At 65.6% G+C, this 20,301-nt stretch carries 28 protein-coding genes; 14 read left to right on the forward strand and 14 right to left on the reverse strand.

The annotated features are described in order from the left end of the window. Positions 1–107 precede the first annotated feature (107 nt). The 7 genes from tnpA to ACFQEY_RS17145 all read left to right on the forward strand — a co-directional run bounded on the left by tnpA (position 108) and on the right by ACFQEY_RS17145 (position 5,634). Complete coding sequence (gene tnpA, locus ACFQEY_RS17115) at positions 108–488, forward strand: IS200/IS605 family transposase (RefSeq protein WP_379771002.1); 381 nt, start codon at positions 108–110, stop codon at positions 486–488. Next, positions 485–1,759 carry an RNA-guided endonuclease InsQ/TnpB family protein gene (locus tag ACFQEY_RS17120; protein ID WP_379771004.1) on the forward strand — a complete coding sequence of 425 codons (1,275 nt, stop codon included), beginning with the start codon at positions 485–487 and terminating at the stop codon, positions 1,757–1,759. The genes tnpA and ACFQEY_RS17120 overlap by 4 nt, the downstream gene beginning before the upstream one ends. Positions 1,760–1,953: 194 nt before the next feature. Then, complete coding sequence (locus ACFQEY_RS17125) at positions 1,954–2,181, forward strand: hypothetical protein (protein WP_379771007.1); 228 nt, start codon at positions 1,954–1,956, stop codon at positions 2,179–2,181. Continuing rightward, positions 2,181–2,900 (forward strand): hypothetical protein, encoded by a 720-nt coding sequence (locus tag ACFQEY_RS17130; protein ID WP_379771010.1) that lies wholly within the window; start codon positions 2,181–2,183, stop codon positions 2,898–2,900. The genes ACFQEY_RS17125 and ACFQEY_RS17130 overlap by 1 nt, the downstream gene beginning before the upstream one ends. Before the next feature lie 37 nt (positions 2,901–2,937). Further along, complete coding sequence (locus ACFQEY_RS17135; RefSeq protein ID WP_379771012.1) at positions 2,938–3,759, forward strand: ABC transporter ATP-binding protein; 822 nt, start codon at positions 2,938–2,940, stop codon at positions 3,757–3,759. Next, positions 3,756–5,369: a hypothetical protein gene (locus ACFQEY_RS17140; RefSeq protein ID WP_379771013.1), complete on the forward strand. Its 1,614-nt coding sequence runs from the start codon at positions 3,756–3,758 to the stop codon at positions 5,367–5,369. The genes ACFQEY_RS17135 and ACFQEY_RS17140 overlap by 4 nt, the downstream gene beginning before the upstream one ends. 46 nt (positions 5,370–5,415) lie before the next feature. Beyond that, a complete protein-coding gene (locus ACFQEY_RS17145; RefSeq protein WP_379771015.1) occupies positions 5,416–5,634 on the forward strand; it encodes a hypothetical protein in 219 nt (72 codons plus the stop codon). Here ACFQEY_RS17145 and ACFQEY_RS17150 read toward each other — a convergent pair. Further along, the gene (locus ACFQEY_RS17150; protein ID WP_379771017.1) at positions 5,618–6,595 is read right to left on the reverse strand and encodes an FtsZ/tubulin family protein; all 978 of its coding nucleotides are present in this window, start codon (positions 6,593–6,595) and stop codon (positions 5,618–5,620) included. The two genes, ACFQEY_RS17145 and ACFQEY_RS17150, sit on opposite strands and share 17 nt — an antisense overlap. Positions 6,596–6,744: 149 nt before the next feature. Between ACFQEY_RS17150 and ACFQEY_RS17155 the strand changes: the two genes are divergently transcribed. Then, positions 6,745–7,338 carry a class I SAM-dependent methyltransferase gene (locus ACFQEY_RS17155; RefSeq protein WP_379771019.1) on the forward strand — a complete coding sequence of 198 codons (594 nt, stop codon included), beginning with the start codon at positions 6,745–6,747 and terminating at the stop codon, positions 7,336–7,338. A gap of 11 nt (positions 7,339–7,349) precedes the next feature. On the opposite strand, the gene ACFQEY_RS17160 is transcribed toward ACFQEY_RS17155, so the two are convergent. The 3 genes from ACFQEY_RS17160 to ACFQEY_RS17170 all read right to left on the reverse strand — a co-directional run bounded on the left by ACFQEY_RS17160 (position 7,350) and on the right by ACFQEY_RS17170 (position 9,345). Beyond that, entirely contained in the window at positions 7,350–7,856 is a 507-nt protein-coding gene (locus ACFQEY_RS17160; protein ID WP_379771021.1) for an OsmC family protein, read from the reverse strand. Between the two features lie 371 nt (positions 7,857–8,227). Beyond that, positions 8,228–8,512, reverse strand: coding sequence for a translation initiation factor eIF-1A (gene eif1A, locus ACFQEY_RS17165; RefSeq protein ID WP_156587460.1), 285 nt, complete (start codon positions 8,510–8,512; stop codon positions 8,228–8,230). Positions 8,513–8,718: 206 nt separating this feature from the next. After that, positions 8,719–9,345, reverse strand: a complete 627-nt coding sequence (locus ACFQEY_RS17170) for a P-loop nucleotide/nucleoside kinase family protein (protein WP_379771024.1) — start codon at positions 9,343–9,345, stop codon at positions 8,719–8,721. A gap of 188 nt (positions 9,346–9,533) precedes the next feature. Here ACFQEY_RS17170 and ACFQEY_RS17175 point away from each other — a divergent pair, with 188 nt between their 5' ends. The 3 genes from ACFQEY_RS17175 to ACFQEY_RS17185 all read left to right on the forward strand — a co-directional run bounded on the left by ACFQEY_RS17175 (position 9,534) and on the right by ACFQEY_RS17185 (position 11,891). Then, entirely contained in the window at positions 9,534–9,668 is a 135-nt protein-coding gene (locus ACFQEY_RS17175) for a hypothetical protein (RefSeq protein WP_379771026.1), read from the forward strand. Between the two features lie 109 nt (positions 9,669–9,777). Then, positions 9,778–10,464: a carbonic anhydrase gene (locus ACFQEY_RS17180; RefSeq protein WP_379771028.1), complete on the forward strand. Its 687-nt coding sequence runs from the start codon at positions 9,778–9,780 to the stop codon at positions 10,462–10,464. A 161-nt stretch (positions 10,465–10,625) separates the two neighbouring features. Further along, positions 10,626–11,891 (forward strand): outer membrane protein assembly factor BamB family protein, encoded by a 1,266-nt coding sequence (locus tag ACFQEY_RS17185; protein ID WP_379771030.1) that lies wholly within the window; start codon positions 10,626–10,628, stop codon positions 11,889–11,891. Between the two features lie 278 nt (positions 11,892–12,169). Here ACFQEY_RS17185 and ndk read toward each other — a convergent pair whose 3' ends face one another. From ndk to rpl7ae, 4 genes are read right to left on the reverse strand one after another with little or no spacing between them, the layout of a single operon-like run. Beyond that, positions 12,170–12,649 (reverse strand): nucleoside-diphosphate kinase, encoded by a 480-nt coding sequence (ndk, locus tag ACFQEY_RS17190; RefSeq protein ID WP_379771032.1) that lies wholly within the window; start codon positions 12,647–12,649, stop codon positions 12,170–12,172. Continuing rightward, on the reverse strand, positions 12,650–12,838 hold the full coding sequence (locus ACFQEY_RS17195) for a 50S ribosomal protein L24e (protein ID WP_379771035.1): 189 nt from the start codon (positions 12,836–12,838) through the stop codon (positions 12,650–12,652). It lies immediately after the preceding gene. 3 nt (positions 12,839–12,841) lie between these two features. Continuing rightward, positions 12,842–13,066: a 30S ribosomal protein S28e gene (locus tag ACFQEY_RS17200; RefSeq protein ID WP_004046478.1), complete on the reverse strand. Its 225-nt coding sequence runs from the start codon at positions 13,064–13,066 to the stop codon at positions 12,842–12,844. A gap of 6 nt (positions 13,067–13,072) precedes the next feature. After that, positions 13,073–13,435 carry a 50S ribosomal protein L7Ae gene (gene rpl7ae, locus ACFQEY_RS17205; RefSeq protein WP_379771037.1) on the reverse strand — a complete coding sequence of 121 codons (363 nt, stop codon included), beginning with the start codon at positions 13,433–13,435 and terminating at the stop codon, positions 13,073–13,075. A 220-nt stretch (positions 13,436–13,655) separates the two neighbouring features. Here rpl7ae and ACFQEY_RS17210 point away from each other — a divergent pair, with 220 nt between their 5' ends. Beyond that, a complete protein-coding gene (locus ACFQEY_RS17210) occupies positions 13,656–15,089 on the forward strand; it encodes a bifunctional metallophosphatase/5'-nucleotidase (protein WP_379771038.1) in 1,434 nt (477 codons plus the stop codon). A 27-nt stretch (positions 15,090–15,116) separates the two neighbouring features. Here the strand turns inward: ACFQEY_RS17210 and ACFQEY_RS17215 are convergent, their stop codons facing one another. Further along, positions 15,117–15,461: a DUF5802 family protein gene (locus ACFQEY_RS17215; protein WP_379771190.1), complete on the reverse strand. Its 345-nt coding sequence runs from the start codon at positions 15,459–15,461 to the stop codon at positions 15,117–15,119. A 114-nt stretch (positions 15,462–15,575) separates the two neighbouring features. Then, positions 15,576–16,610: an LLM class flavin-dependent oxidoreductase gene (locus ACFQEY_RS17220; RefSeq protein WP_379771040.1), complete on the reverse strand. Its 1,035-nt coding sequence runs from the start codon at positions 16,608–16,610 to the stop codon at positions 15,576–15,578. A gap of 263 nt (positions 16,611–16,873) precedes the next feature. On the opposite strand from ACFQEY_RS17220, the gene ACFQEY_RS17225 reads away from it, so the two are divergent. Further along, complete coding sequence (locus ACFQEY_RS17225) at positions 16,874–17,005, forward strand: hypothetical protein (RefSeq protein WP_379771042.1); 132 nt, start codon at positions 16,874–16,876, stop codon at positions 17,003–17,005. Positions 17,006–17,166: 161 nt separating this feature from the next. Here the strand turns inward: ACFQEY_RS17225 and ACFQEY_RS17230 are convergent, their stop codons facing one another. Beyond that, positions 17,167–17,820 (reverse strand): HAD family hydrolase, encoded by a 654-nt coding sequence (locus ACFQEY_RS17230; protein WP_379771044.1) that lies wholly within the window; start codon positions 17,818–17,820, stop codon positions 17,167–17,169. Positions 17,821–17,910: 90 nt separating this feature from the next. Beyond that, positions 17,911–18,276, reverse strand: coding sequence for an LWR-salt protein (gene lwrS, locus ACFQEY_RS17235; RefSeq protein ID WP_379771047.1), 366 nt, complete (start codon positions 18,274–18,276; stop codon positions 17,911–17,913). A gap of 64 nt (positions 18,277–18,340) precedes the next feature. Between lwrS and uppS the strand changes: the two genes are divergently transcribed. After that, the gene (uppS, locus tag ACFQEY_RS17240) at positions 18,341–19,405 is read left to right on the forward strand and encodes a polyprenyl diphosphate synthase (RefSeq protein WP_379771049.1); all 1,065 of its coding nucleotides are present in this window, start codon (positions 18,341–18,343) and stop codon (positions 19,403–19,405) included. A 65-nt stretch (positions 19,406–19,470) separates the two neighbouring features. On the opposite strand, the gene ACFQEY_RS17245 is transcribed toward uppS, so the two are convergent. Both ACFQEY_RS17245 and ACFQEY_RS17250 read right to left on the reverse strand, forming a co-directional pair. Then, positions 19,471–19,929, reverse strand: a complete 459-nt coding sequence (locus ACFQEY_RS17245) for an NOB1 family endonuclease (RefSeq protein ID WP_379771052.1) — start codon at positions 19,927–19,929, stop codon at positions 19,471–19,473. Next, complete coding sequence (locus ACFQEY_RS17250; protein ID WP_095637264.1) at positions 19,929–20,174, reverse strand: PRC-barrel domain-containing protein; 246 nt, start codon at positions 20,172–20,174, stop codon at positions 19,929–19,931. The genes ACFQEY_RS17245 and ACFQEY_RS17250 overlap by 1 nt, the downstream gene beginning before the upstream one ends. Between the last annotated feature and the right edge of the window lie 127 nt (positions 20,175–20,301).

Genomic DNA, 20,301 nt, shown 5'->3' on the forward strand with positions numbered 1-20,301 from the left:
CCTTCAGGGCGGGGATGAAGCCGACCAATAGTATTCAACCGCCGTCGATGGCATAGACAGGGTTCCAATACAATCTTTAAGCCGTTCGACCGTAACAGTATGCATAGATGGTGAAGAGTACCCGTCACGCGAAATACGAACTCTACTACCACATAGTGTTCGTGCCGAAATACCGGCGTTCGCACCTGACGGGGAAGACGAAGGAACGTCTCGAATCCATCTTCGCGGAAATCTGTGAAGACAAAGACCTCGAACTGGCCGAGTCCGAGGTCATGCCCGACCACGTGCATCTGTTCATCGGGAGTCCGCCCAAGAACGCCCCGTCCCTCATCGTCAACTGGGTCAAGGGCATCTCCGCGCGGAAGTACAATCAGCGGTACGATGACCGCGTGAAGTGGACTCGTTCGTACTACGTCGGAACAGCGGGAAGCGCCTCGGAGGGCGCTGTCGAACAGTACATCGCTGAACAGGAAGGGGGCGACGAATGAAGCGCGTCAACACCTTCGAGGTGGTTCCACAGACCGAGAACGACAAAGAGTGCCTTCTACGGCTACTCGACGCCTCCGCCTCTCTGTGGAACGAACTGACCTACGAACGTCGTCAGAACTACTTCGGTGACGGCGACGTATGGGACACCTCCGAGTACCGAGGGCGCTACAACGGTGTCGTCGGAAGCGCGACTGTTCAACAGGTCACGCGAAAGAACAGCGAAGCGTGGCGGTCGTTCTTCGCCCTCAAGGAGAAAGGCGAGTACACCAACCCGCCGTCGTACTGGGGCAACGAGGAGGACGGACGCGAACTCCGTACCTACATCCGAAACAACCAGTACACGATTCAGTGGGGGAAACGTAGCCGTCTCGAAATCCCTGTCGGGCAAGAACTGAAGGACGAATACGGACTCGGCTACCACGAACGACTCCGCCTCGAAGTCCGAGGCAACCCGAAGTGGGACGGCAAACAGGGTCGTCTGGAACTTGAGTACGACGAGGTTAGCGACACGTTCAGGGCTTTCCAACCAGTCACCGTACCTGATTCTCGACTGGATTCACCACTGGCTTCCGAAGAAGCCGCCCTCGACGTTGGCGCAAACAATCTCGTCGCCTGTTCCACGACCACTGGTTCCCAATACCTCTACGACGGTCGGGAATTGTTCGGACGGTTCCGCGAGACGACTGACGAAATCGCCCGTCTACAGTCGAAACTCCGAGAGGGACGCTACAGTTCCAAGCGGATTCGACGGCTGTACCGACAGCGGACGAAGCGCCGTGACCACGAACAGAACGCGCTGGTACGCGACCTCGTTGAACGGCTGTACGACGAGGGTGTGGCGACGGTGTACGTGGGCGACTTGACCGACGTGCTGGAATCGCACTGGTCGGTCAGGGTGAACGAGAAGACGCACAATTTCTGGGCGTTCAAGACGTTCATCCACCATCTCGCGTGTGTCTGTGAGGAGTACGGCATCAGACTCGAAGCCGAATCGGAAGCGTGGACGAGTCAGACGTGTCCCGAGTGTGGCGACCATGAGGAGACGGTTCGCCACGAGGATACGCTGACGTGTCCGTGCGGATTCGAGGGACATGCCGACCTCACGGCGTCAGAGACGTTCCTTCGAGAAAACAGCGATTGCGAAATCAGGCCGATGGCACGGCCCGTGCGATTCGAGTGGGACGACCACGACTGGTCGGGGAAACCACACCCTCACGAAAGTCCCAAAGAAGTGCGCACAAACCCGCAAGTTGCCTCCGTGGGTCGGTAGCCGAACCCCCAACGGAGGAATCCTCGCGCTTTAGCGCGGGGAGGATGTCAAGGACAGGGTGGTACTGACTAACTCCACGATTGACCCCCTTCTCGCGCCTAAAGTCGCGGGGATCCCACCTTGAGAGTTCAACAGAACCGATCAAATCGGATCGTACCGCCGTTTTTTATATGTTTCTCGTGGTTACATAGGATATGGCCCTCCTCACAGCCCTCCGAGAAGCCCCGCGGCCCCTCCATGAGCAACCGATACTGTCCGTCCCGATGACGAGCGTCGCCGTCCTCCAGCCCTCTCAACTGTTCGTAGCGACACTCGAACCGGTGAGTTCTCTCGTGGGGACAGACGAGGAATCATCCCGGTCGGATGCGACGACGGCCGATCGCTGCTCCAATGAGTTCAACATCTTCCACCTCTCCCATTGATGCTGTACACGGTCGTCGGGGGCGGCTTCATCGCTCTCGGTCTTGCGATCGGTTGGTACGGGATCCGGCCGCTCGCGGTCGTCAAGCGTGTCCTCCGTGCCAACGTCCATGACCCTAACGAGGTGACGGACACCGGATCCTTCGTCGTGTGCCGCGGCGTTGTGAACGAATCGAGCGAGATCCTTACGGCTCCATTCACGGGATTGCGGTGCCTCGGTTTCGAGTTCGAGGTCACCGAACGGCAACCGTTCGGGATCGGGATCCCGTGGTTTCAAGCTCATCTCGACGACGGTGTGGCGACGCGTCCGTTCACCCTCGACGGTCCGACCGGGAGTCTCGACATCGTCCCGTCCGCCAGACGGTTCGCGCTCGATACGGAATCGACGGTCATCACCGTCAATGCCAGTGAAACGCCGCCCGAGCGCATTCAACGGTTCGTCGACGTACGAGACGAACTCGAACCCGTTGCGAGATGGGTACGGATGTTCCCGGGACTCGGGACGCGGCGCTACACCGAACGTCGAATCGCTCCCGGCGAGGAGTATCTCGTCGCAGGACGCACGGAACGTCAGCAGAACGAGGTCGTCCTCGTGGGTGATCTCGTTATCACCGATCGCTCCCCGAGACGGTTTGCGTTCACACGTCTCCGGAGCGCGGTGTTTCCGACGGTGATCGCGCTGGTGTTCGTCGCTGCCGGATTCGGAGGCATCGTCTTGTGACCGACTGCAGTACGAAACTAATCACCCCTCCCTTACGATGACACGAAACACAGACGCCATCGAAACACGCGGACTGACGAAACGATTCGGGACTGAGATCGCCGTCGACGAGCTCGATCTTACCGTTGAACACGGCACAGTGTACGGCTTCCTCGGACCGAACGGGGCCGGAAAAACGACGACGATGCGGATGTTGACGTCGCTGACGCAGCCGACCGACGGCGAGGCGTGGATCGACGAGAATCCCGTCTCGGATCGTGATGCGATCAGAGCGTCAATCGGCTATCTCCCTGAGGAACCGCCGGTTTTTGACGAACTCACCGGCCGTGAACAGCTTGAGTACTTCGGTCGACTTCGTGATCTCCCCGCCGCCGAGTTGGAGACTCGAATCGTAGACTGGTTGAATCGATTCGATCTCACTGACGACGCGGACAAGCGGATCGATGATTACTCAAAGGGCATGCGCCAGAAGATCGGACTGATTCAGGCGCTGTTACACGAGCCCGATATCGTCTTCCTCGACGAGCCAACCAGCGGACTTGACCCGCGCGCGGCCCGGACCGTCCTCGACGTTATCGCGGACCTGACCGACCACGGCCACACGGTGTTCCTCTCGACGCACATCCTCTCGGTCGTCGAGGAACTCGCGGACGTCGTCGGCGTCCTCTATGAGGGCGACCTCGTTACCGAGGGTTCACCTGCGGCACTGACGGCACGGATGGAAGCGGAGGAGGGAACGACCCTCGAAGACGTGTTCCTCTCGGTCACCGCCGAGCGCGGACCGGCGGCTCCCGAATCGGTTGTTGAGAACGCTGGAGACGCCAGCGATCGACAGGACGGGCGGGTTGAGGATCGATGACGCGAGCGAAGCGTCCGCGGCTCATTGCCCGGACCGAACTCCGACGTCGCTGGCGGACGATGAAAGGGAACACGATGCAGCTGTTGGCGTTCGCGTTCGCGGCCGTCATGCTGCTTCCGTTCTCGCTCGGCGGCGTGTTCGGGGCGTACCTTGCCGGCGGGTTCGTTGCCGGAAGCGAGACCGAGCCGCTCATCGAATGGGCACGGATGGCGTTCGTCTACGGGTGGATCTTCGTCGTCGGGTTCGGCGGATATCGCGCGTACGCCGTGGCGCTTCGCCCAGACAACCTCGACGGCTTGTTAACGACGGTGTCACACCGGGACGTGATTGGTGGACTTGTCCTCGCCGAACTCGTCCTCTGGTCTGCGTTCTTCCTCACAGCCGGAAGCGCCGCCACAGTTGCGTTTGCCGTCGGTGCCGGCTCATTACTCATGATCCCCGCCCTGTTGTTCACGCTGTGTCTCGTACTCGTGACCGGGATCCCGGCCGGCTTCCTCCTCGCGCTGGGCGTCCGGAACGCCGGCGTTCGATCGCGGCTGCTCAGCCGTCTCCGAACGCTGTTTCTCGTGCTGCTGGGCATCGGATACTTCGCGCTGATCTTCACGAACGCGTTCACGTCGGTCCTGGAACCGATCTATCGAGTGCTCGCACCGACGCCGATCGACTGGTTCGGCGATCTCGCGGCAACGGGGCTCGGTATCAGGGCGTCACCGCTCAGAGCGATCGGCGCGGTGGGATTCACAGGAGTGTTCGTCGCCGTAGCGGTTGCGTCCCTGTACCGACTCTCAGCGTGGCTCTGGTACGCTGATGGCGTTCACATCACCCACGAGGTCGAGCGGTCGGACAACGGATCTTCGCGGTTCAACGGACTCTCGCGCATTCTCACACAGCCAGTCTTCGGGGTCGTTGCAGTCGACTGGAAACGTGCGCGCCGGTCGCCGATATCATTGTCGTTCGCGTTATATCCCCTGATCGTCCTCGCCGGCCCGATTGTCACGGCCGTCCAAACAGGGGACATCGGAACCGGGCTCCCGTTGTGGATTTTGCTCAGTGGAACGTGGGTTGCCGGGTCGTTATTTGCGCTCAACGTGCTGGGTCAGGAGGGCGCAGCACTCCCTGTCACACTGCTCTCGGAAGCGCCCGAGCGCTCGCTGATCATCGGACACGTCCTCTCCGGTGCCCTCCTGATAGCGCCGATAACCATCGCGGCGACCGTTATCTCGGGGCTTCTGAGTCCACATTCGATACCGGTCGTTGCGAGCCTCGGCGTATCAGCGCTCGTCTTATCGGCCGTGTCGGGTGCGATCGGGACCGGGGTCGGTGTCGGGTTTCCGCGTTTTGAGGCCGTCAGCGTCTCTCGAAGCACGAAAGCGATCGTCCCCAGCGCCTTCGCGTTCGCAATCTACTCGGTCACCGTGCTTGTCGTCGCGCTCCCGACCGTTATCGCTCACTCTGGGATTGCTGGCCACGCACTCGCCTCGGTCATCGGCGTCAACCAATTCGTGATCGGTCTCGGTGGGACGCTTATTTCGGCAGTACTCGCGTGTCTCGTCGGTATCGTCTCAATGTACATCGCACGAGACCGTGTTCGCAACTATCGCCTTGCGTGATCTCGTGGCGGCGACACCTATCAAGAACGTCGGCGTACGCGTCGCTGTGCGCCTCCGAGACGTGAACCAGTGGATCGTAGTTCCGGGCGTCGAGCTCGGAGACGACCCGATCGAACACCGCCGCCTCGTTCATGCAATCGAATCGATTCGAGAGAGCAAGAACGTGGGGGACGTGCCCGCTGCGGTGGTCGCATCCGCCGAGTCCACAACGTCTGCGATACGGCAGGCCCTCAGCGTCGGTGGCTCGCTCAGTCTCGGCGCATAGAGATCCCGGAGTACCCACAGGCGTCACACGAGAGCGTCTCACTCGCGCCGAACGCGTACGCTGACAGCGGCGCGTCACAACGCGGACAGGGATCGCCCGCATCGAGGACCGGGGCGTGTCGAACGTCGGCGACGACGACCCTGACTGTCAGCTCGGCCGCGGCCGACTCGTCCACCGCACCGCCCCAGATAACGTTCGCGTCGACGCCGATTCGCTCGCGGACAGCCGCGATCGCGTCGGTCGCGGCCGCGATGCTGGTGACCGGATCGACGACGACATCAACGAGCACCGCGCTCGCGTCGGTCGGATCAACGTCGGTGGGAAGCGACGAGAAAGCGTCATCCACGGCGACAGACGGTGCGTCTCGTGCGCCGGATCCGACCCCCAGCGCGGCTGTCCCGGACGAGAGGACCGTCTCGGCGTCAGTCAGATCGAGATTGACGAATCCCGGCTCTTGAACCACTGCGAGGAAAGTACGGATCGCGTCGGCGACCGCATCGGCATCGGTGACCGCGCCGGCGTCGACACTTTCGGAGCCGTCCCCAGCGAGTAGCACCGCGTCGACCCGCTCGCCGAGCGCCGACAGGTCATCCGCACTCGCGCCACACCCCGGGACGACGGCGACAGTGAATGCGCCGGTCGCATCGATCGCCTCCAGCACAGCGTCAGCTTCCTCGACTGCCTCGATCGGCGGCTCTGCCCCAGTCGACGATCCGCTCGGATCGACAGCGATCACGACAGCGGCGGGCGACCCAACGCCGGCCTCCCCACCGACGGCGGACGCCTCGTCGACAGCGGCGGTGGACGGACCGACCGCGGCGACAAACTCCGACATCCCGACAAACCGGGAGTCGGAGGAGGCCACGGCGGCGACTGTGTCGGCGTAGTCGCCGACTCCGCAGACGACGACAGACCCCTCCAGCTCCGCCGCCGCCTCCCTGAGATCGTCCCGTGGGGGCATGTACGAGGATAGTTCTGGCTCCGACGACAAACGTGTTCCCACTCGGCACCTGCGATGGCGGGCGGGCACGTTCGGAGCGAGCAGGCTAAATTGAGATTCACAGACACACCGAACCCAACCGATAAATCTCGGCTTTCCCTACGTCAGCCATGGATCGCTTCCAGAACACGGGTCAGCCAGACTGGGACTGGTGGAGTCGTCTCTGGCCGACGCCGGAACACACCCTTCGCACGCTCGGACTCGAACGCGGAGATCGCACGGTCGAGATCGGCTGCGGCAACGGGTACTTCGCCCTTCCCGCCGCGCGGATAGCAGCGCCGGCGTCCGTGTACGCCGTCGATCTCGACGAATCGCTGCTCGCGGAGCTCGAACGACTCGCGGCGGACCACAGGATCGACACCGTCGTTCCGATCCGCGGCGACGCCCGGTCGCTCGCTGCACACCTCCCCGAGCCGGTCGACTTCGCGATGCTCGCGAACGCGTTCCACGGCATCGAAGACCGCGCCGCGTTCGTCGAGGGCGTCGTCGACGCGCTCGCTCTCGGCGGCCGCTTCGCCGTGGTCAACTGGTGCGACCGGCCGCGAGAGGAAACGACGATCGGCGGTGAGCCGCGAGGACCGCCGACAGACCTGCGGATCGGGCCCGATCAGACCCGGGCGGCCGTCGAGGCGGCGGCCGACCTGACGCTCGTCGACGAGGTTGATCTCCCGCCGTACCATTACGGGCTCGTGTTCGAGCGGTAGGACGCCGGGCGCTACTCGAACTCCCAGTTCGTTTCCGGCGTCGACGAGCCGGTCAGCGTCTGGTACACGACGCAGTACCGTTCCGTGTACTTCTGTAGCGCCGCCCGCGTCTCCTGGTCGATATCGCCCGTGACGGTGACGTCGAGGCGGACGTTTTCGAACCCGACCGGAACGTCCTCGTTGATGCCGAGGGTTCCGCGGAGGTCGAGGTCGCCCGCGGCCGTCACGCTGACGTCGACGTCGAGACCGAAGTTCTCCGCCACGGCCTGCGCTGTCAACTGCGAGCAGGCCGCCAACGCTCCCAACAGGAGATCTCCAGAGCAGGCTGCCGCCCCGGGACCGCCCGCCCCCTCGTGCAGCTCGGCCTCGTAGATCGCCCGGCCGATGTCCACGCTACAGGACCGGACATCGTCCTGCTCCTCGCCAGTCGCGCGCAGGGTGATCTGTGCCGCGTCCGGATCCGTCTCGTACTCCTCTTTCAGCGGCTCCTGCTCGGATTGCAAGTCAACATCTCCCATGATCGTCCCTCACGTTACGTGTGTCTGGAAAAGAAACTTCTCCCGACACGTGGACGGCTCGACGCGTGACGGATTCGGCGTGACGGATTCGACGCGTGACGCGACTCGTCCTCGCCCACCTCCTCTTACCGACGCCCGGAGTGAGTGTTGGGAACCGCAACCGCCGACGTGAGATATAAACGAGCGAGCGGCAGCGACGACTCCTTATAAATGAACGGACGGGTGCGCCGGCGACTGGAGCGTTGGAAGTGTCCACCGCGCCAGCAACGATTCACGATCTCGGCAGCAATCGAATTGGCGAGAAATGTCGTACAGCAGCGACTCCGGGGTGGCTTGTTCGCTCGGAGAACGGCACGCTATCCGCGACCGCGTTACTGAATGTGACCTTCGCGCCGGAGCTGGTCCGCGTCCTCGTCCGTGTATCGCCACTCGACGTTCGCCTTCTCGTCCTGCCAGTCCCACGGTTCCGCGAGGACGACATCGCCTTCGCTGATCCACGTTCGGTACTTCATACGGCCGGGAATCCGGCCCAGTCGCGTTTCGCCGTCGGCACATCGCAGTCGGACGTGGTTCCCGCCGAGGTGTTCCGTCACCACGGCGAACACTTCGTCGTCCGAGGGCATTCGGAGATTCCGACGCCCGGATTCTTCGCTCATACAGTTAATAATGCGTTCGCCGGTATAAGTGATTGGAGATACGTGTGCGCGTTGAACGTGCGAACAGTGCACACGATCGCCAGATCCGAACGGATCGGCGTGGTCGCGATCGACCGTCGTCCGGGCGGTCGAACGGCTTCGACCGACTCGGATCGAACTCCCAGTCGGGTTTCCGATCCGACCCTCAGTCATCCCCGGCCGGATCGTCACTCGTCGGACTCGCGTCCCCCGGCGAACGCGGCGTCGATCTGTGCGATCGTCTCCGCCTCGCCGCCGGAGTTGTCGACGACGACGTGGTCGGGCTCGATCCGGTCGAATAGCTCCTTGAAGTGGAGGTGGACTTCGAAGTCGGCGTCGCTTATCCCGTCGCGGCGCTCGATTCGGCGCTCGACGACCGACTCGTCGCACGCGACTTCGACCAGATCGAACCCGTTCGCGACGCGTTCTCCCATCTCACGAGCGTCGGTCCGGAAGCGCGCGTCGGCGAACGTCGCGTCGAGGACCACGGACGCCCCTCGGACGACGCGCTCGCGAGCGCGAGCGATCAGTTCCGCGTACACTCGTTCGGTCTCCGATTCGGTGTACTCCGGGTCCGCGAACAGTTCCTTTCGGATCACGTCCGTCCGAAGAATCTCGCCGTCGACGCGGTCGGCGATCCGCTCGGCCACCGTCGTCTTGCCGACTCCGGGCAGTCCGCAGACGACGACGAGCGAACCCGCCTCCGAGTCGGACGACGACGCCGGATCCGCATCCGGATCGGTGGCGGATTCGGCATCCGGATCGGCGACCGCAACCGCCGACTCCGTGCCATCGACTGCGTCACCGTTCGACATCGGATCTCACCTCGCGTCCGGCGACCGACCGCCCTCCGTAACTCATCCGTCCGTATCGTCTATCGAGGGGTAAAAGAACCTTCCCCAAAGCGGCGGCGAGGTCCGATCGACGGCGGGCGAACGAAGCGTTCACCTCCCGTCGAAGTGAGAGCGAAGCGTTCAAGCCCCGTCGAAACCAGTCGCTTCGCATGGAAGATCTGGAGGCGATCATGCTCGACGACGATGAGGAGACGCTCGCCCCCGCGGTCGTGGTCGCCACGGTCGCGCTGCTCGCCGTCTTCGTCGTCGGGTTCCTGATCCAAGCGATCGGCTTGGTGCTCTGAGCAGTCCACCGTTTAGGACTTCAGCGACGTCCCTCCCGACCACTTCGCGTCCCTCCCGACCGCTCCGGTGAGTCGTCTCATTTTTGAACCGTGACGCGAACATCCCTCTATGAGCCGTCGCATCCTCACCGAACTGCTCGCCCGCAACGACGACCACGTCGCGTCGCTCGACGCCGACGCCTTCGCCGACCATCGCGACGGACAGCGGCCCCCGGTCGTCTCCGTCTGCTGTTCGGACTCCAGGGTCTCTCAGGAGGGGATGTGGGCGGTCGACGAACCGGGATTCCTCTTTACCGCGGGGAACATCGGGAACCGCGCGAGCGCCGTCGTCGACGGTGAGCGCGTCCTCGACGGCAGCGTCGCCTACCCGATCTGCCACACCGACACGGACACCCTCGCGATCGTCGGTCACACCGGCTGCGGCGCTGTCGGGGCGGCCCTCTCCGCGGCACGGACCGGCGAGTTCCCCGACGAGCCCGGCGTTCGCTCGGACGTCGAGGAGCTCCTCCCGATCGTCCAACGCGGGCTCGACGACCCCGCGATCTCGGCCGACGACGACGCGAGCGTCAGGAACCAGTTGGTCGAGTACAACGTCCACGAGCAGGTCGCGTTCGCTCGCGGGAGTGACGACGTCAGCGACGCCGCCGTGTACGGATTCGTCTACGACTTCCATCGAGCGTACGGGGAGCGGGACGGCACCGCGTACCTCGTGAACGCCGACGGCGAGCGCGATCCGGCGACCCTACGCGATCTGGTCGACGATGACGTCGCCGAGCACGTCGCGACGATACTGTAGCCGATCGACGGCGCGGCGCTTTCACTCTGTTTCCGATCGTATCCGTTTTCAACCGTATCCGTGCTCGACCGCATCCGTTTTCGACCGTATCCGTACTCGACCGCATCCGTGCTCGACCGCATCCGACAGCGGTATCACCGCGACGACCGAACGACCCGCCAATGGACCGCCGCGTTCTGTTCGCGAGTCTGATCCTGTTCGCCGGCGGCGCGACCGGCGTCGGGGTCGCCCTCTTCGCGTTCGTCGGCATCGACGACGGCGCGACGGACGCCGAGATCGTCTGGGAGTCGGAACCGGTCGCCGGTGACGACGGCAGTGGCGCGGTCGTCGCCACCGTGGACGGCGACCCGCTCGTCATCCAGTCAACCCTCGACGACGGCGATCGGGTCGTCCGCGCCACCGCCGTCGGCGGCGACGTCGAGTGGACGACGCCCGTTTCGGGCGGGGAGCCGGCCGAGAGCGACGACGATCCGCCCTCGATCAGCGGACTCGTCTCCGACACCGCAGGCGACGACGCCCACCGCGTCGTTGCGTTCACGACGGGATCGGGAACCCTCGTCGTGCTCGACGCGAACGACGGGACCGAGCGCTTCACCGCCGATCTCGGCGGCGACGGTGGTATTCCTCCGGCGATCGGAGATCTCGACGCCGACGGCAACGGGGAAATCGCCGCCGTTACGACCGACGGCAGCGCTCTCGCGTTCGACCCCGACGGAGACGGTGACGCGACCTTCGAGACCGATCTCGACGCACCGATCGATCGCCGACCGCTGATCGTCGAAGCCGGCGGAAGATCCGACGGTGGAGCGAACAGCGAAGGCGACGAGCCGGACAGCGAGTCCGTCCACGGGCTCGCGGTCGCGACTGCCGGTGGGGATGAGAGCGCGATCCACCTGCTCGACGGGGACGGCGACGCTCGGTGGACGACGACCCCGTCGGTCACTCCGCTGAGTTGGAGCGCGGCCGACACGCGGAGCGGTCCCGTCCTCGCGCTTGGCGGGACGAACGGCAACCTGGAGACGATCGAAGTCGCCGACGGATCCGCCCGCTACGAGATCGGATTGCAGGACCTCCCGGTCGCCGTCGGCGACGCCGATCCCGGTCGGATACACGTCGGGGGCGCGGGGAGCGTGTGGGCCGTGGACCTGCTCGACGGCGAGGTTGTCTGGAAACAGCAGTACGGGGGTGAAACCCGGGTGAACGCTCCGGGCGTCGCCGACGTCGACGAGGACGGTGAACTCGGCCCGGTCGCGGTGAACCGTGACGGCCGCGTCCTCGTCTTGAACCGCAACGGCGAGGTGACCGGTCGCGCGGATATCAGCAGCGTCGTGTACGCCGCCCCCTCGTTCGCTGACGTCACCGGCGACGGGAGCGACGAGGTACTCGTCGTCACCGAAGATGGCCGCGTCGTGGCGCTCGACGGATAGCGAGACGTCGATCGCGGTGGGCGGTCACGAGTCGATTCGACGGCGGAGGATCGCAACTCATCGAGGGGAGCCGATAGGCCACCTTTTTATACGGATAGCTGTATAGAACCGCGAGACGGCTATCGATTGATGACCGTTATTCACCGGAAACGCGGTGTGTCGGCAGAGCGACGGCTATGCGTCTCTGCGTCGCGGTCAAACCGGATCGAGGCGAGGCGAATCCAATCGAGCCGGATCGAACCGAAGCGAAAAATCTCCCCGTCGCCGTTTTCGCCGCGTCAGTGCTGCTCGTCCTCGTACACCCACGCGGCGGTGTCGAGGCCGTAGTCGACGAGCTCGTCCTCGTCGAAGAACAGGTCGATTTCGCGCTCGTTCGCGCCCTCGTCCTCGTGATCCGACGCGTGAATCACGTTGTGGCCGAGGTCCAAGCCGAAGTCGCCTCGGATCGTCCCCGGGGCGGACTCGGCTGGATCGGTCTCGCCGACCATCGCGCGGACTTGTCGGGTCGCGTCGGCACCCTCCCACACCATCGCGAAGACGGGGCCGGAGGTGATAAAGTCGACGAGGCCGTCGAAGAATGGCTTGTCTTCGTGCTCGCCGTAGTGGTCGTGCGCGAGGTCCTCGTCGATCCGCATGAACTTCCCGCCGACGAGCTTCAGACCGCGCTCCTCGAAGCGAGAGACGATCTCGCCGATGAGGCCGCGCTGGACGCCGTCAGGCTTCACCATCACGAAGGTGCGCTCGTCGTGGTGGCTCATCTACTCGCCACCCGCGTTCTGACCTTCCTCGGTCCACTCGAGGTCGCGCGCCTCGCGGCCGAGGAAGTAGTTCTTCTCCGCCTTCGAGTCGACGAAGTGGAGAATCGTGCCGTCGGTCTTCACGTACATCGTGCCCGTGCCGGGCTCGATCTCCTCGCCGGTGTAGTCGCAGATGCGTGTCTCGACCATTGGTTATCGCCCTCCGATGGAGTCGGCGTCGCGCTGGGTCTCCCGGAGCTGGAGCACGTCGCCCATGCGGACGGGGCCCAGGACGTTCCGGGTGATGATCCGCCCCTGGTTCGATCCCTCTTGGATGCGGCATTTGACCTGCATGGCCTCGCCGTGCATCCCGGTCTTGCCGACGACCTCGATCACCTCGGCGGTGGTCGAATCGCCGGTACCCTCTTCTGCGCTCATGGGTGGTTATCGAAGCTCCGCGACCTTCTCGCCGATGTCCTCGACGTCGTCGTCGGCGTCGCCGGCGTCGACGACGGCGGCGGCGGCCGAGCCGACTTCGAGGCCGGCGGCGTGACCGACTTCGTCCTGCGTCTCGACGAAGACGACCGGGATGCCCTTCTCCTCCGCGAGCTCGGGGAGGTGCATCACGATCTCCTCGGGGGAGACGTCCTCGGCGACGATAACGAGGTCGGCGTTGCCGCGCTCGACGGCCTTCGTGGTCTCGTTGGTTCCTTTCTTCACGGTACCGGTGTCTCGGGCGACCTCGAGCGTCTCGAGCGATCGCTCGGCGAGGTCGGCTGGGGTTTCGTAGTCTACGTAAACGGGCATATGTTTCTCCTGTCCCCCGCGTGGGCTCGCGTGTCCGTCCCGTGGTCGGTCCCTAACGGAACGGCACATCATCAACCCCGCAGAGGCTGTGAAGCGACCTAGTCCGGACATCCATAAAAGCGCTTTCAATGTCCTGCGGGTGTGCGAGCGGGGGTCACGGGAGTCGACGCCCGAACTCCGCGCTTTTTAAGCGTCGGTCGCCCCTCCGGTCGCACATCGAATGGTCCGTCTCGTTCACTACTCTGACATCGAGAATGTCTTCGACGCGCCCGAGCGGGCTGCCCGTCTCGCAGGCAGGATCCGGGCGCTTTCGGGCCCCGACGCTGCGGTCGTCGCCACCGGCGACACGACCGCCCCCGGAGTCCTCTCGCTGGTCGCGACCGGGCGACAGATCGTCGACTTCTACGCCGCGACGGACACCGTCCTCGACACCTTCGGCAACCACGAGTTCGACTACGGGCCCGACGCCCTTCGCGGGCTCGTCGACGACGCGCCGGCCGCCTTCGTCTCCGCGAACGTCCGCGACGAGGACGGCGAGCCCTTCGGCCGCGAGGAGGGCGTCGTCCCGTGGACGACTCGCGTGATCGACGGTGCCACGATCGGATTCGTCGGCGTCACCGACCCCGCGACGGATTCGCTGAACCCCATGGCCGCCGAGCTCTCGTTCGACGATCCCGTGGCAGCCGCGGACGACGCCCTCGCGGCGATGCGCGACGAGATCGGCGAGAACGGCGACGGCCTCGACTACGCCGTCGTCCTCTCGCATCTCGGCGCGGGCGACGATGACCTCGCCCGCGCGCTCGACGTCGATGCGATCCTCGGTGGGCACGTTCACAGCCGCCGCAACGAGGTCGTCGCCGGAACACGCCTCGTCCGCCCCGGCGTCAACGGCGAGGCGGTGGCGGAAGTCGAGTTCGGGAGCGCCGGAGCACCCGATACCCCTCCCGCCGCGACGCTTCACGAGCCGGAGGGCGCGACGCCGGTGTCCGGGCTCGAGGACGCCCTCGCCGAGCGGATGGCCGCGGCCGACCTTGGCGAGGTCGTCGACCGCGTCTCGGAGCCGATCGAGCGGACCGGCGCGGTCGTTCACGGCGGGGAGTGCAGGGCAGGCAACTTCGTGGCCGACGCGTTCCGGTGGGCGCTCGACGCCGACGTCGGGCTCTCGAACGCCGGCGGGCTCCGGCAGGGCGACCCGCTGGCGGGCGACGTGACCAAAGCCGACCTGATCAGCTTACTCCCCTTCGAGGAGCCCGTGGCGCTCGCCTCCGTCACCGGCGCTGAGTTACACGACGTATTCCGCGAAATGGCCGCGCCAGACGTCGATTTCGGGGAGGACGACTGGTGGCACGGGCACGTCTCGAACGCCGCGGTCGTCTGGGACGCCGACACCGAACTGATCGTCGAGGCCACCGTCGGCGGCGAGCCGATCGATCCCGAGGCGCGGTACACGGTCGCGGTCTCGGAGTACCTGCTACACTCCGAACACGAGTTCCCGACGCTCGCGCAGCGTCACCGGATTGACGAGGCCGGGATCCAGTACGAGGTGCTCGCCGAGTACGCCCGCGAGCGCGGAATCGATCCCCGCGTCGAGGGACGGGTCGAGATCCGCGGTCGCCCGTCGGCGTCGCCGTCGACTGACGGCGGAGAGCAGTAGCGGTCGAGCGGGATCGTACTCGAAGTTTCACGCGTTCGCGAACGGCTCCCATCCCTCCCACCGCAACAGGGTCTCGGCGCGATCCGCGTCCGCTAGCAGCACGTTCCGGCGGTCCGGAAGCGTCTCGTCTGCTAGCTCATGTGGGAGCGCGAGCGTGCCGCTCGGCACGTCGTCGTCGCCGGCGACCGGGATATGGCCGCCCCCGACTTTCATCACGAGGGGAGCGTCGAGCCGCTCGATCCCCTCCCCGTCCGCGTACAGCTGCTCGTTGACGTGCTCGTGGTCGACCCGCTGGATGACGGCCCGGTCGCCGCCGTGGGGCTCCACGTACAGTTCTCCCAGGTAGTAGCCGCTCGAAAACCGTTCGAACATACTATACATGGTAACATTCCTCACGCCACCACATAAGCGTTACTCGGGACCGGGCGAATGCTCTCCCTGCTCCCGCCGCAGCCGCCGCTCACTCTCCCCGTTCACTCTTCCCGCTCACTCCCGCGGGTCGAGTCCCACGGCCTCGGCGAGCAGCGCGTGCGACGCCAGCGCGTCGTCGTGGTCGGGCACCGTGTGCTGGACCATCACTTCGTCGACGCCGACTCGGTCGGCGAGTTCCGAGAGAACCGACGCGATCGTCTTCGGGCTCCCGGAGACCGACCGGGGGAACTCGTCGGGATCGAGCGTTTCGGGCGTCGGGTCGGGGGCCCCGCCCAGCTCGTCGATTGCCTCCTCGACCGACGGCGTCCCGTCGCCGAGGGTCCCTCGTTGCATCCGGCGGTAGACGGCCTCTGCCGGGGCGCGCCGGCGCGCCGCCGCCTCGTCGGTCTCCGCGGCGACCGCGTTGATCGCGAGCGTGCCGCGGGGTTCGTCGAGGCTCGCGGGGAGCGTCTCGGGCTCGAACGCCTCGCGGTAGGCCGCGAGGGCGCGCTCGGCGAATCCCGGACGGATGAACGCGGCGAAGCAGTACGGGAGCCCGAGCGCCCCCGCGATCTCGCCGCTCGCGGGGCTCGATCCGAGCACCCACGGGGCCGGCGGCGCGGCGTCGGACCGCGGGATCGAGAGGTTCGCGTACGGGTGACCGTCCGGAAACGCGTCGTAGAGGTGGTTCACGACCGCCCGAATCCGCTCTTCGTGGTCCTCGTTCGGATTCTCCACCCCTCGGTCCGTCCCCAGCGCCCGGTCGGCGGCCGGTGAACCGTTCGCGCGACCGAGTCCGGCGTCGATTCGGCCCGGTGCGAGCCCGTCGAGCGTCCCGAACGCCTCGGCGACCTTGAACGGGCTGTAGTGGTTGAGCAACACGGCCCCGCTCCCGAGGCGGATGTCCTCGGTCGCGGCGGCGAGTCGCCCGAGTAGCACCTCTGGGGTCGTGCCGGCGAGTCGCTCGGCGCGGCCGTGGTGTTCGGCGACCCAGAACCGCGAGTAGCCGAGGCGCTCGGCCTGTTCCGCGGTCGCGACGGTGTTCGAGAAGGCGTCCGCGGCGGTCCCGCCGGCGGGGATCGGCGAGAGGTCGACGGCTGAAAGCTCCATACCGGCCTTCGACGACCGCCGAGGGTAACGGTTGGGGTCGCGGCGGGAACGTACCAGACCGAAACGAGCGTAGGGAGCCGTCCGAGGGTGTCGTCACCGCCCCGCGTACCACCGCTGCTAATTAATCAATATCACAGCAATAAAACGTCTATTTTTAGCACTAGTGTTTAGTTATCTAGGACAAAAGTATTCTTATGAATCGTATTATGTGTAATAGTATGTGCTCACCAAAGTTTCATTATCGCGGGCTTCACGAAATTGGTATGCAACCGATCGAACGCTTGGTTTGTCGCCACCAGTACGAGCGGCGGGCGATAATCATCGATCCCGACGAGGTCGTGGAGTGCTGTACGAAGTGCGGCAAAGAACGGATCCGAGGGATGACCGGTTCCTGACGCCCCAGCACACCTCTCATCCACGCGCCTCACCGCATCCGTCCCGGCATCCGCCTCACCGCATCCGTCCCGGCACCCACCTCACCGCATTCTCCAAGACTGCATCGCAGCCCCGTGCCTCCCTCGCGTTCGGTCATCGACGCGGTGGGATCCGATATCACTCACGTCGATTCGAGCAGTTCGTCGAGCCGACTCACGCGTCGGTCGCCGAGCACGCAGCGGCCGCGGTCGTCGTGGCCGACGCGCTCGACGTGGACCGCGTCGAGTCCCGCGTTCCACGCCGCACCCACGTCGCTCTCGCCGTCGCCGGCGTAGTAGCCGCGGTCGGTCCGGGGGTCGACGCCGAGTTCGCCCATCGCCAACTCGATCGGATCGGGGTCCGGCTTCCAGCCCGTCTCGTCGGTACAACAGACGATCGCGTCGAATCGCCCGCCGAGGTCGAGCCGATCCAGCACGGGGTCGGCGAGGAACCGCTGACAGTGAGTGACGAGACCGGTGGGCCCGCCGACGTCGTCGACTCGGTCCAGCAGCCGCGCGGCGTCGTCGTGGAGGTACGTCGCCTCCGCGCGGGCAATCGGGTCCTCGACCTCGTGGAACGCCGGCCAGAAGGCGTCCGGGTCGATCCCGATATCTCGGAGGGTGTCACCGCGGGGACCGCCCAGTCCGTGCCAGAGGACGCGCGCCTCGCGGTCGGAAAAGCGACGATCCAGGCGGTCGCCCACGCGGTCGAACACCGTCCGGGTGTACGACCAATCGGCGTCGACGAGGGTGCCGTCGAGGTCGAACAGGTGGAAGTCGTAGTCGGCGACGACCATGGCAGCGGTCGTACGCCGCCGGTCGCTAAGTGCGTTGCGGGGTTCGGGCGCTGCCGCCGCCGACGTACTCGCCAATCCCGCGCGTGCTCGTCAATCCCGCACGTGGACCGACGAGCCGAGGTACTTCCGGAGGACCTCGTCGACGGAGTCGGCGTTGAACGGATCGAGATCGCCCCCAATTTCGACCTTCAACGCGTCGAGGAAGGCGTCGTCGGTCCGCAGCTCGCGGAACGAGGCGTCGACGACGTCGGCGTCGAGCAGCTCGCTCGCAAAGGCTCGGAAGGCGTCCAGATCGCCGATCTCACCCCGCCACAGTCGGTCCCGAAAGAACAGCCACCCGTCCTCCCCCGGCTCGCTCGCGGGGATCTCCATCGTCGCTTCGAATCGATCGGGATCAAGCGTCGCGCCGTCGGGATCGAGACGGACGGTGACCCGGAAGACGTACGTGGCGTCCATCGGCGGTCCGACGGTCCCCCGAAGCATAAAGCTACATACCGCTCCGTCGTGTCGGTAGAACCGTATGTTGGATCGGCTTCGCGGCCTCGTCGAGCGCGCGTATCGGCGACACCTCCGCCGCGAGATCGAGGACGTGCCCGCGCACGTCGCGATCATTCAAGACGGGAATCGCCGGTACGCTCGCGAGCGCGGGGACGACGCGCCCGACGGCCATCGCGCCGGCGCTGACACCACGGAGCGCGTCCTCGACTGGTGTGCGGATCTCGGCGTCGAGGAGCTGACGTTGTACGCCTTCTCGACCGAGAACTTCGAGCGTCCGGACGAGGAGCTCGAGCCGCTGTTCGACCTCCTCGAGGACAAGCTCCGGGAGTTCGCGGACGCCGACCGCGTCCACGATCAGGGAGTCCGCGTCCGCGCGATCGGCGACCTCGATCGGCTCCCCAAGCGCGTGCGCGACGCGGTCGACTACGCCGAGCGCCGAACCGCCGACAACGACCGGTTCACGCTGAACGTCGCGCTCGCGTACGGCGGTCGCACTGAGCTGCTCGACGCCGCTCGGGCGATCGCCGCCGACGTCGACGCCGGCGACCTCGATCCCGCGGACGTCGACGTCGAGACGGTCGAAGATCGGATCTACGACCGACCGGTCCGCGACGTCGACCTCATCGTCAGAACCGGCGGCGACGAGCGAACTTCGAACTTCCTCCCGTGGCACGCCAACGGCAACGAGGCCGCCGTCTACTTCTGTGCGCCCTACTGGCCGGAGTTCTCGCAGGGCGAGTTCCTGCGAGCCATTCGCACGTATCAGGCCCGCGAGGAATCGTGGCAGCGCGCCCGCGCGGAACGGGCGGCCGCCCTCGTTCGAGCGGTCGCCGAGGTCGAACTCGCCGAGGCCCACGCCGTCGCGCGGCGGCTCCGAGACAGAGTCCCGCGTCTCGACGGCGACGTGATCGCGGCCGCGATTCCCGGCGACGGGCGTCCGCCGACCGGCGACGAAGACGTCGACGACGACGACGACGGCGACGGAATCCACGTGGACGACGCCCCAGGTTCTATCGACGCCGTGGGGAAGATTGACGCCGTGGAGGAGATCGAGGCCGTCGACCCGGAGTCGGAACTCGCAGATTGATGACGCTCGCTCGCCCCGTCGAGAACGTTTGATTGCGCCGTCGAGAACGGTCGCCCTCGACCGATTCAGGCCGGGTTCTTCCGAGTCAGGTCGCTCCCGCAGATCGGGCACCGCTCTTTGTTCTCGTCGAACGTCCGGTTGCAGCCGACGCACTGGAACCGCCACTCGCGCTCCTCCGTGATCCCGTCGCGGGCGATCGCCTCGACGGGAATATCGAGCCGCTCGGCGACGTTCTGCATCGCGTAGTCGTCGGTGACGAGCGTCGCGCTCAGTTCGAGCGCGGTCGCGATCAGGCGCGTGTCGGTATCGGAGAGCTCCGCGGCGTCGCCGGATCCCCTCGCGGCGCGTCGCACGTTGTCGATCACCTCCGGTGCCGGGACGTGGATCGTCATCCCCGACCCCTCCATCGCGTCGAAGCGCAGCGCTCCCTCGTCGGCCAGCTCCTCGTGGACTTCGGGCACCGAGACGACATCGGTGTCGGTGGTGTACTCGTGGATGAACGCCGAGGTGTCGAGAACCTGCATCAGCGGGCGACGACGATGTAGTCTTTCACCGCCTGCACGTTCGCGACCGGGACTTTGAGACGGCCCATCTCGTCGACGTCGAAGCCCGATCGCTCGGGGCTGAGATGCTCGTGCGGGCTCACGAGCAGGTCGGCGAGCTCGCCCGACTTGAGGTCCATCGTGATGTTGTACAGGTCGCCGAGCTCCGTTCCATCCGCGCTCATCACCGCCTTCCCGGAGAGGTTCTCCGCGAGGATGTCTACCATGTGCGCATCGTCCCGGGCAACGGTCTTAAACGCCACGGGGGCGTCCGACGGGCGACGGACGCGTTTTGAAACACTTAACTGACGCCCGGGCCGAACGAATGATAACCGACCTTTTCGGGGCGATCAC

Source organism: Halorubrum trueperi (genome assembly GCF_042662525.1).
GTDB classification, from domain to species: Archaea; Halobacteriota; Halobacteria; order Halobacteriales; family Haloferacaceae; genus Halorubrum; species Halorubrum trueperi.

Bases quoted from the DNA above. Each gene is read 5' to 3' on its own strand.
- ACFQEY_RS17195 (WP_379771035.1), bottom strand. From the start codon at position 12,838: ATGGTCGAGACACGCATCTGCGACTACACCGGCGAGGAGATCGAGCCC.
- ACFQEY_RS17140 (WP_379771013.1), top strand. From the start codon at position 3,756: ATGACGCGAGCGAAGCGTCCGCGGCTCATTGCCCGGACCGAACTCCGA.
- ACFQEY_RS17130 (WP_379771010.1), top strand. From the start codon at position 2,181: ATGCTGTACACGGTCGTCGGGGGCGGCTTCATCGCTCTCGGTCTTGCG.
- ACFQEY_RS17245 (WP_379771052.1), bottom strand. From the start codon at position 19,929: ATGCAGGTTCTCGACACCTCGGCGTTCATCCACGAGTACACCACCGAC.
- tnpA (WP_379771002.1), top strand. From the start codon at position 108: ATGGTGAAGAGTACCCGTCACGCGAAATACGAACTCTACTACCACATA.
- ACFQEY_RS17200 (WP_004046478.1), bottom strand. From the start codon at position 13,066: ATGAGCGCAGAAGAGGGTACCGGCGATTCGACCACCGCCGAGGTGATC.
- ACFQEY_RS17135 (WP_379771012.1), top strand. From the start codon at position 2,938: ATGACACGAAACACAGACGCCATCGAAACACGCGGACTGACGAAACGA.
- ACFQEY_RS17175 (WP_379771026.1), top strand. From the start codon at position 9,534: ATGGAAGATCTGGAGGCGATCATGCTCGACGACGATGAGGAGACGCTC.
- ACFQEY_RS17220 (WP_379771040.1), bottom strand. From the start codon at position 16,610: ATGGAGCTTTCAGCCGTCGACCTCTCGCCGATCCCCGCCGGCGGGACC.
- ACFQEY_RS17155 (WP_379771019.1), top strand. From the start codon at position 6,745: ATGGATCGCTTCCAGAACACGGGTCAGCCAGACTGGGACTGGTGGAGT.
- ACFQEY_RS17215 (WP_379771190.1), bottom strand. From the start codon at position 15,461: ATGTTCGAACGGTTTTCGAGCGGCTACTACCTGGGAGAACTGTACGTG.
- ACFQEY_RS17185 (WP_379771030.1), top strand. From the start codon at position 10,626: ATGGACCGCCGCGTTCTGTTCGCGAGTCTGATCCTGTTCGCCGGCGGC.
- lwrS (WP_379771047.1), bottom strand. From the start codon at position 18,276: ATGGACGCCACGTACGTCTTCCGGGTCACCGTCCGTCTCGATCCCGAC.
- ACFQEY_RS17150 (WP_379771017.1), bottom strand. From the start codon at position 6,595: ATGCCCCCACGGGACGATCTCAGGGAGGCGGCGGCGGAGCTGGAGGGG.
- ACFQEY_RS17210 (WP_379771038.1), top strand. From the start codon at position 13,656: ATGGTCCGTCTCGTTCACTACTCTGACATCGAGAATGTCTTCGACGCG.
- rpl7ae (WP_379771037.1), bottom strand. From the start codon at position 13,435: ATGCCCGTTTACGTAGACTACGAAACCCCAGCCGACCTCGCCGAGCGA.
- ACFQEY_RS17230 (WP_379771044.1), bottom strand. From the start codon at position 17,820: ATGGTCGTCGCCGACTACGACTTCCACCTGTTCGACCTCGACGGCACC.
- ACFQEY_RS17160 (WP_379771021.1), bottom strand. From the start codon at position 7,856: ATGGGAGATGTTGACTTGCAATCCGAGCAGGAGCCGCTGAAAGAGGAG.
- ACFQEY_RS17180 (WP_379771028.1), top strand. From the start codon at position 9,778: ATGAGCCGTCGCATCCTCACCGAACTGCTCGCCCGCAACGACGACCAC.
- eif1A (WP_156587460.1), bottom strand. From the start codon at position 8,512: ATGAGCGAAGAATCCGGGCGTCGGAATCTCCGAATGCCCTCGGACGAC.
- ndk (WP_379771032.1), bottom strand. From the start codon at position 12,649: ATGAGCCACCACGACGAGCGCACCTTCGTGATGGTGAAGCCTGACGGC.
- ACFQEY_RS17125 (WP_379771007.1), top strand. From the start codon at position 1,954: ATGGCCCTCCTCACAGCCCTCCGAGAAGCCCCGCGGCCCCTCCATGAG.
- ACFQEY_RS17170 (WP_379771024.1), bottom strand. From the start codon at position 9,345: ATGTCGAACGGTGACGCAGTCGATGGCACGGAGTCGGCGGTTGCGGTC.
- ACFQEY_RS17225 (WP_379771042.1), top strand. From the start codon at position 16,874: ATGCAACCGATCGAACGCTTGGTTTGTCGCCACCAGTACGAGCGGCGG.
- ACFQEY_RS17250 (WP_095637264.1), bottom strand. From the start codon at position 20,174: ATGGTAGACATCCTCGCGGAGAACCTCTCCGGGAAGGCGGTGATGAGC.
- ACFQEY_RS17120 (WP_379771004.1), top strand. From the start codon at position 485: ATGAAGCGCGTCAACACCTTCGAGGTGGTTCCACAGACCGAGAACGAC.
- uppS (WP_379771049.1), top strand. From the start codon at position 18,341: ATGTTGGATCGGCTTCGCGGCCTCGTCGAGCGCGCGTATCGGCGACAC.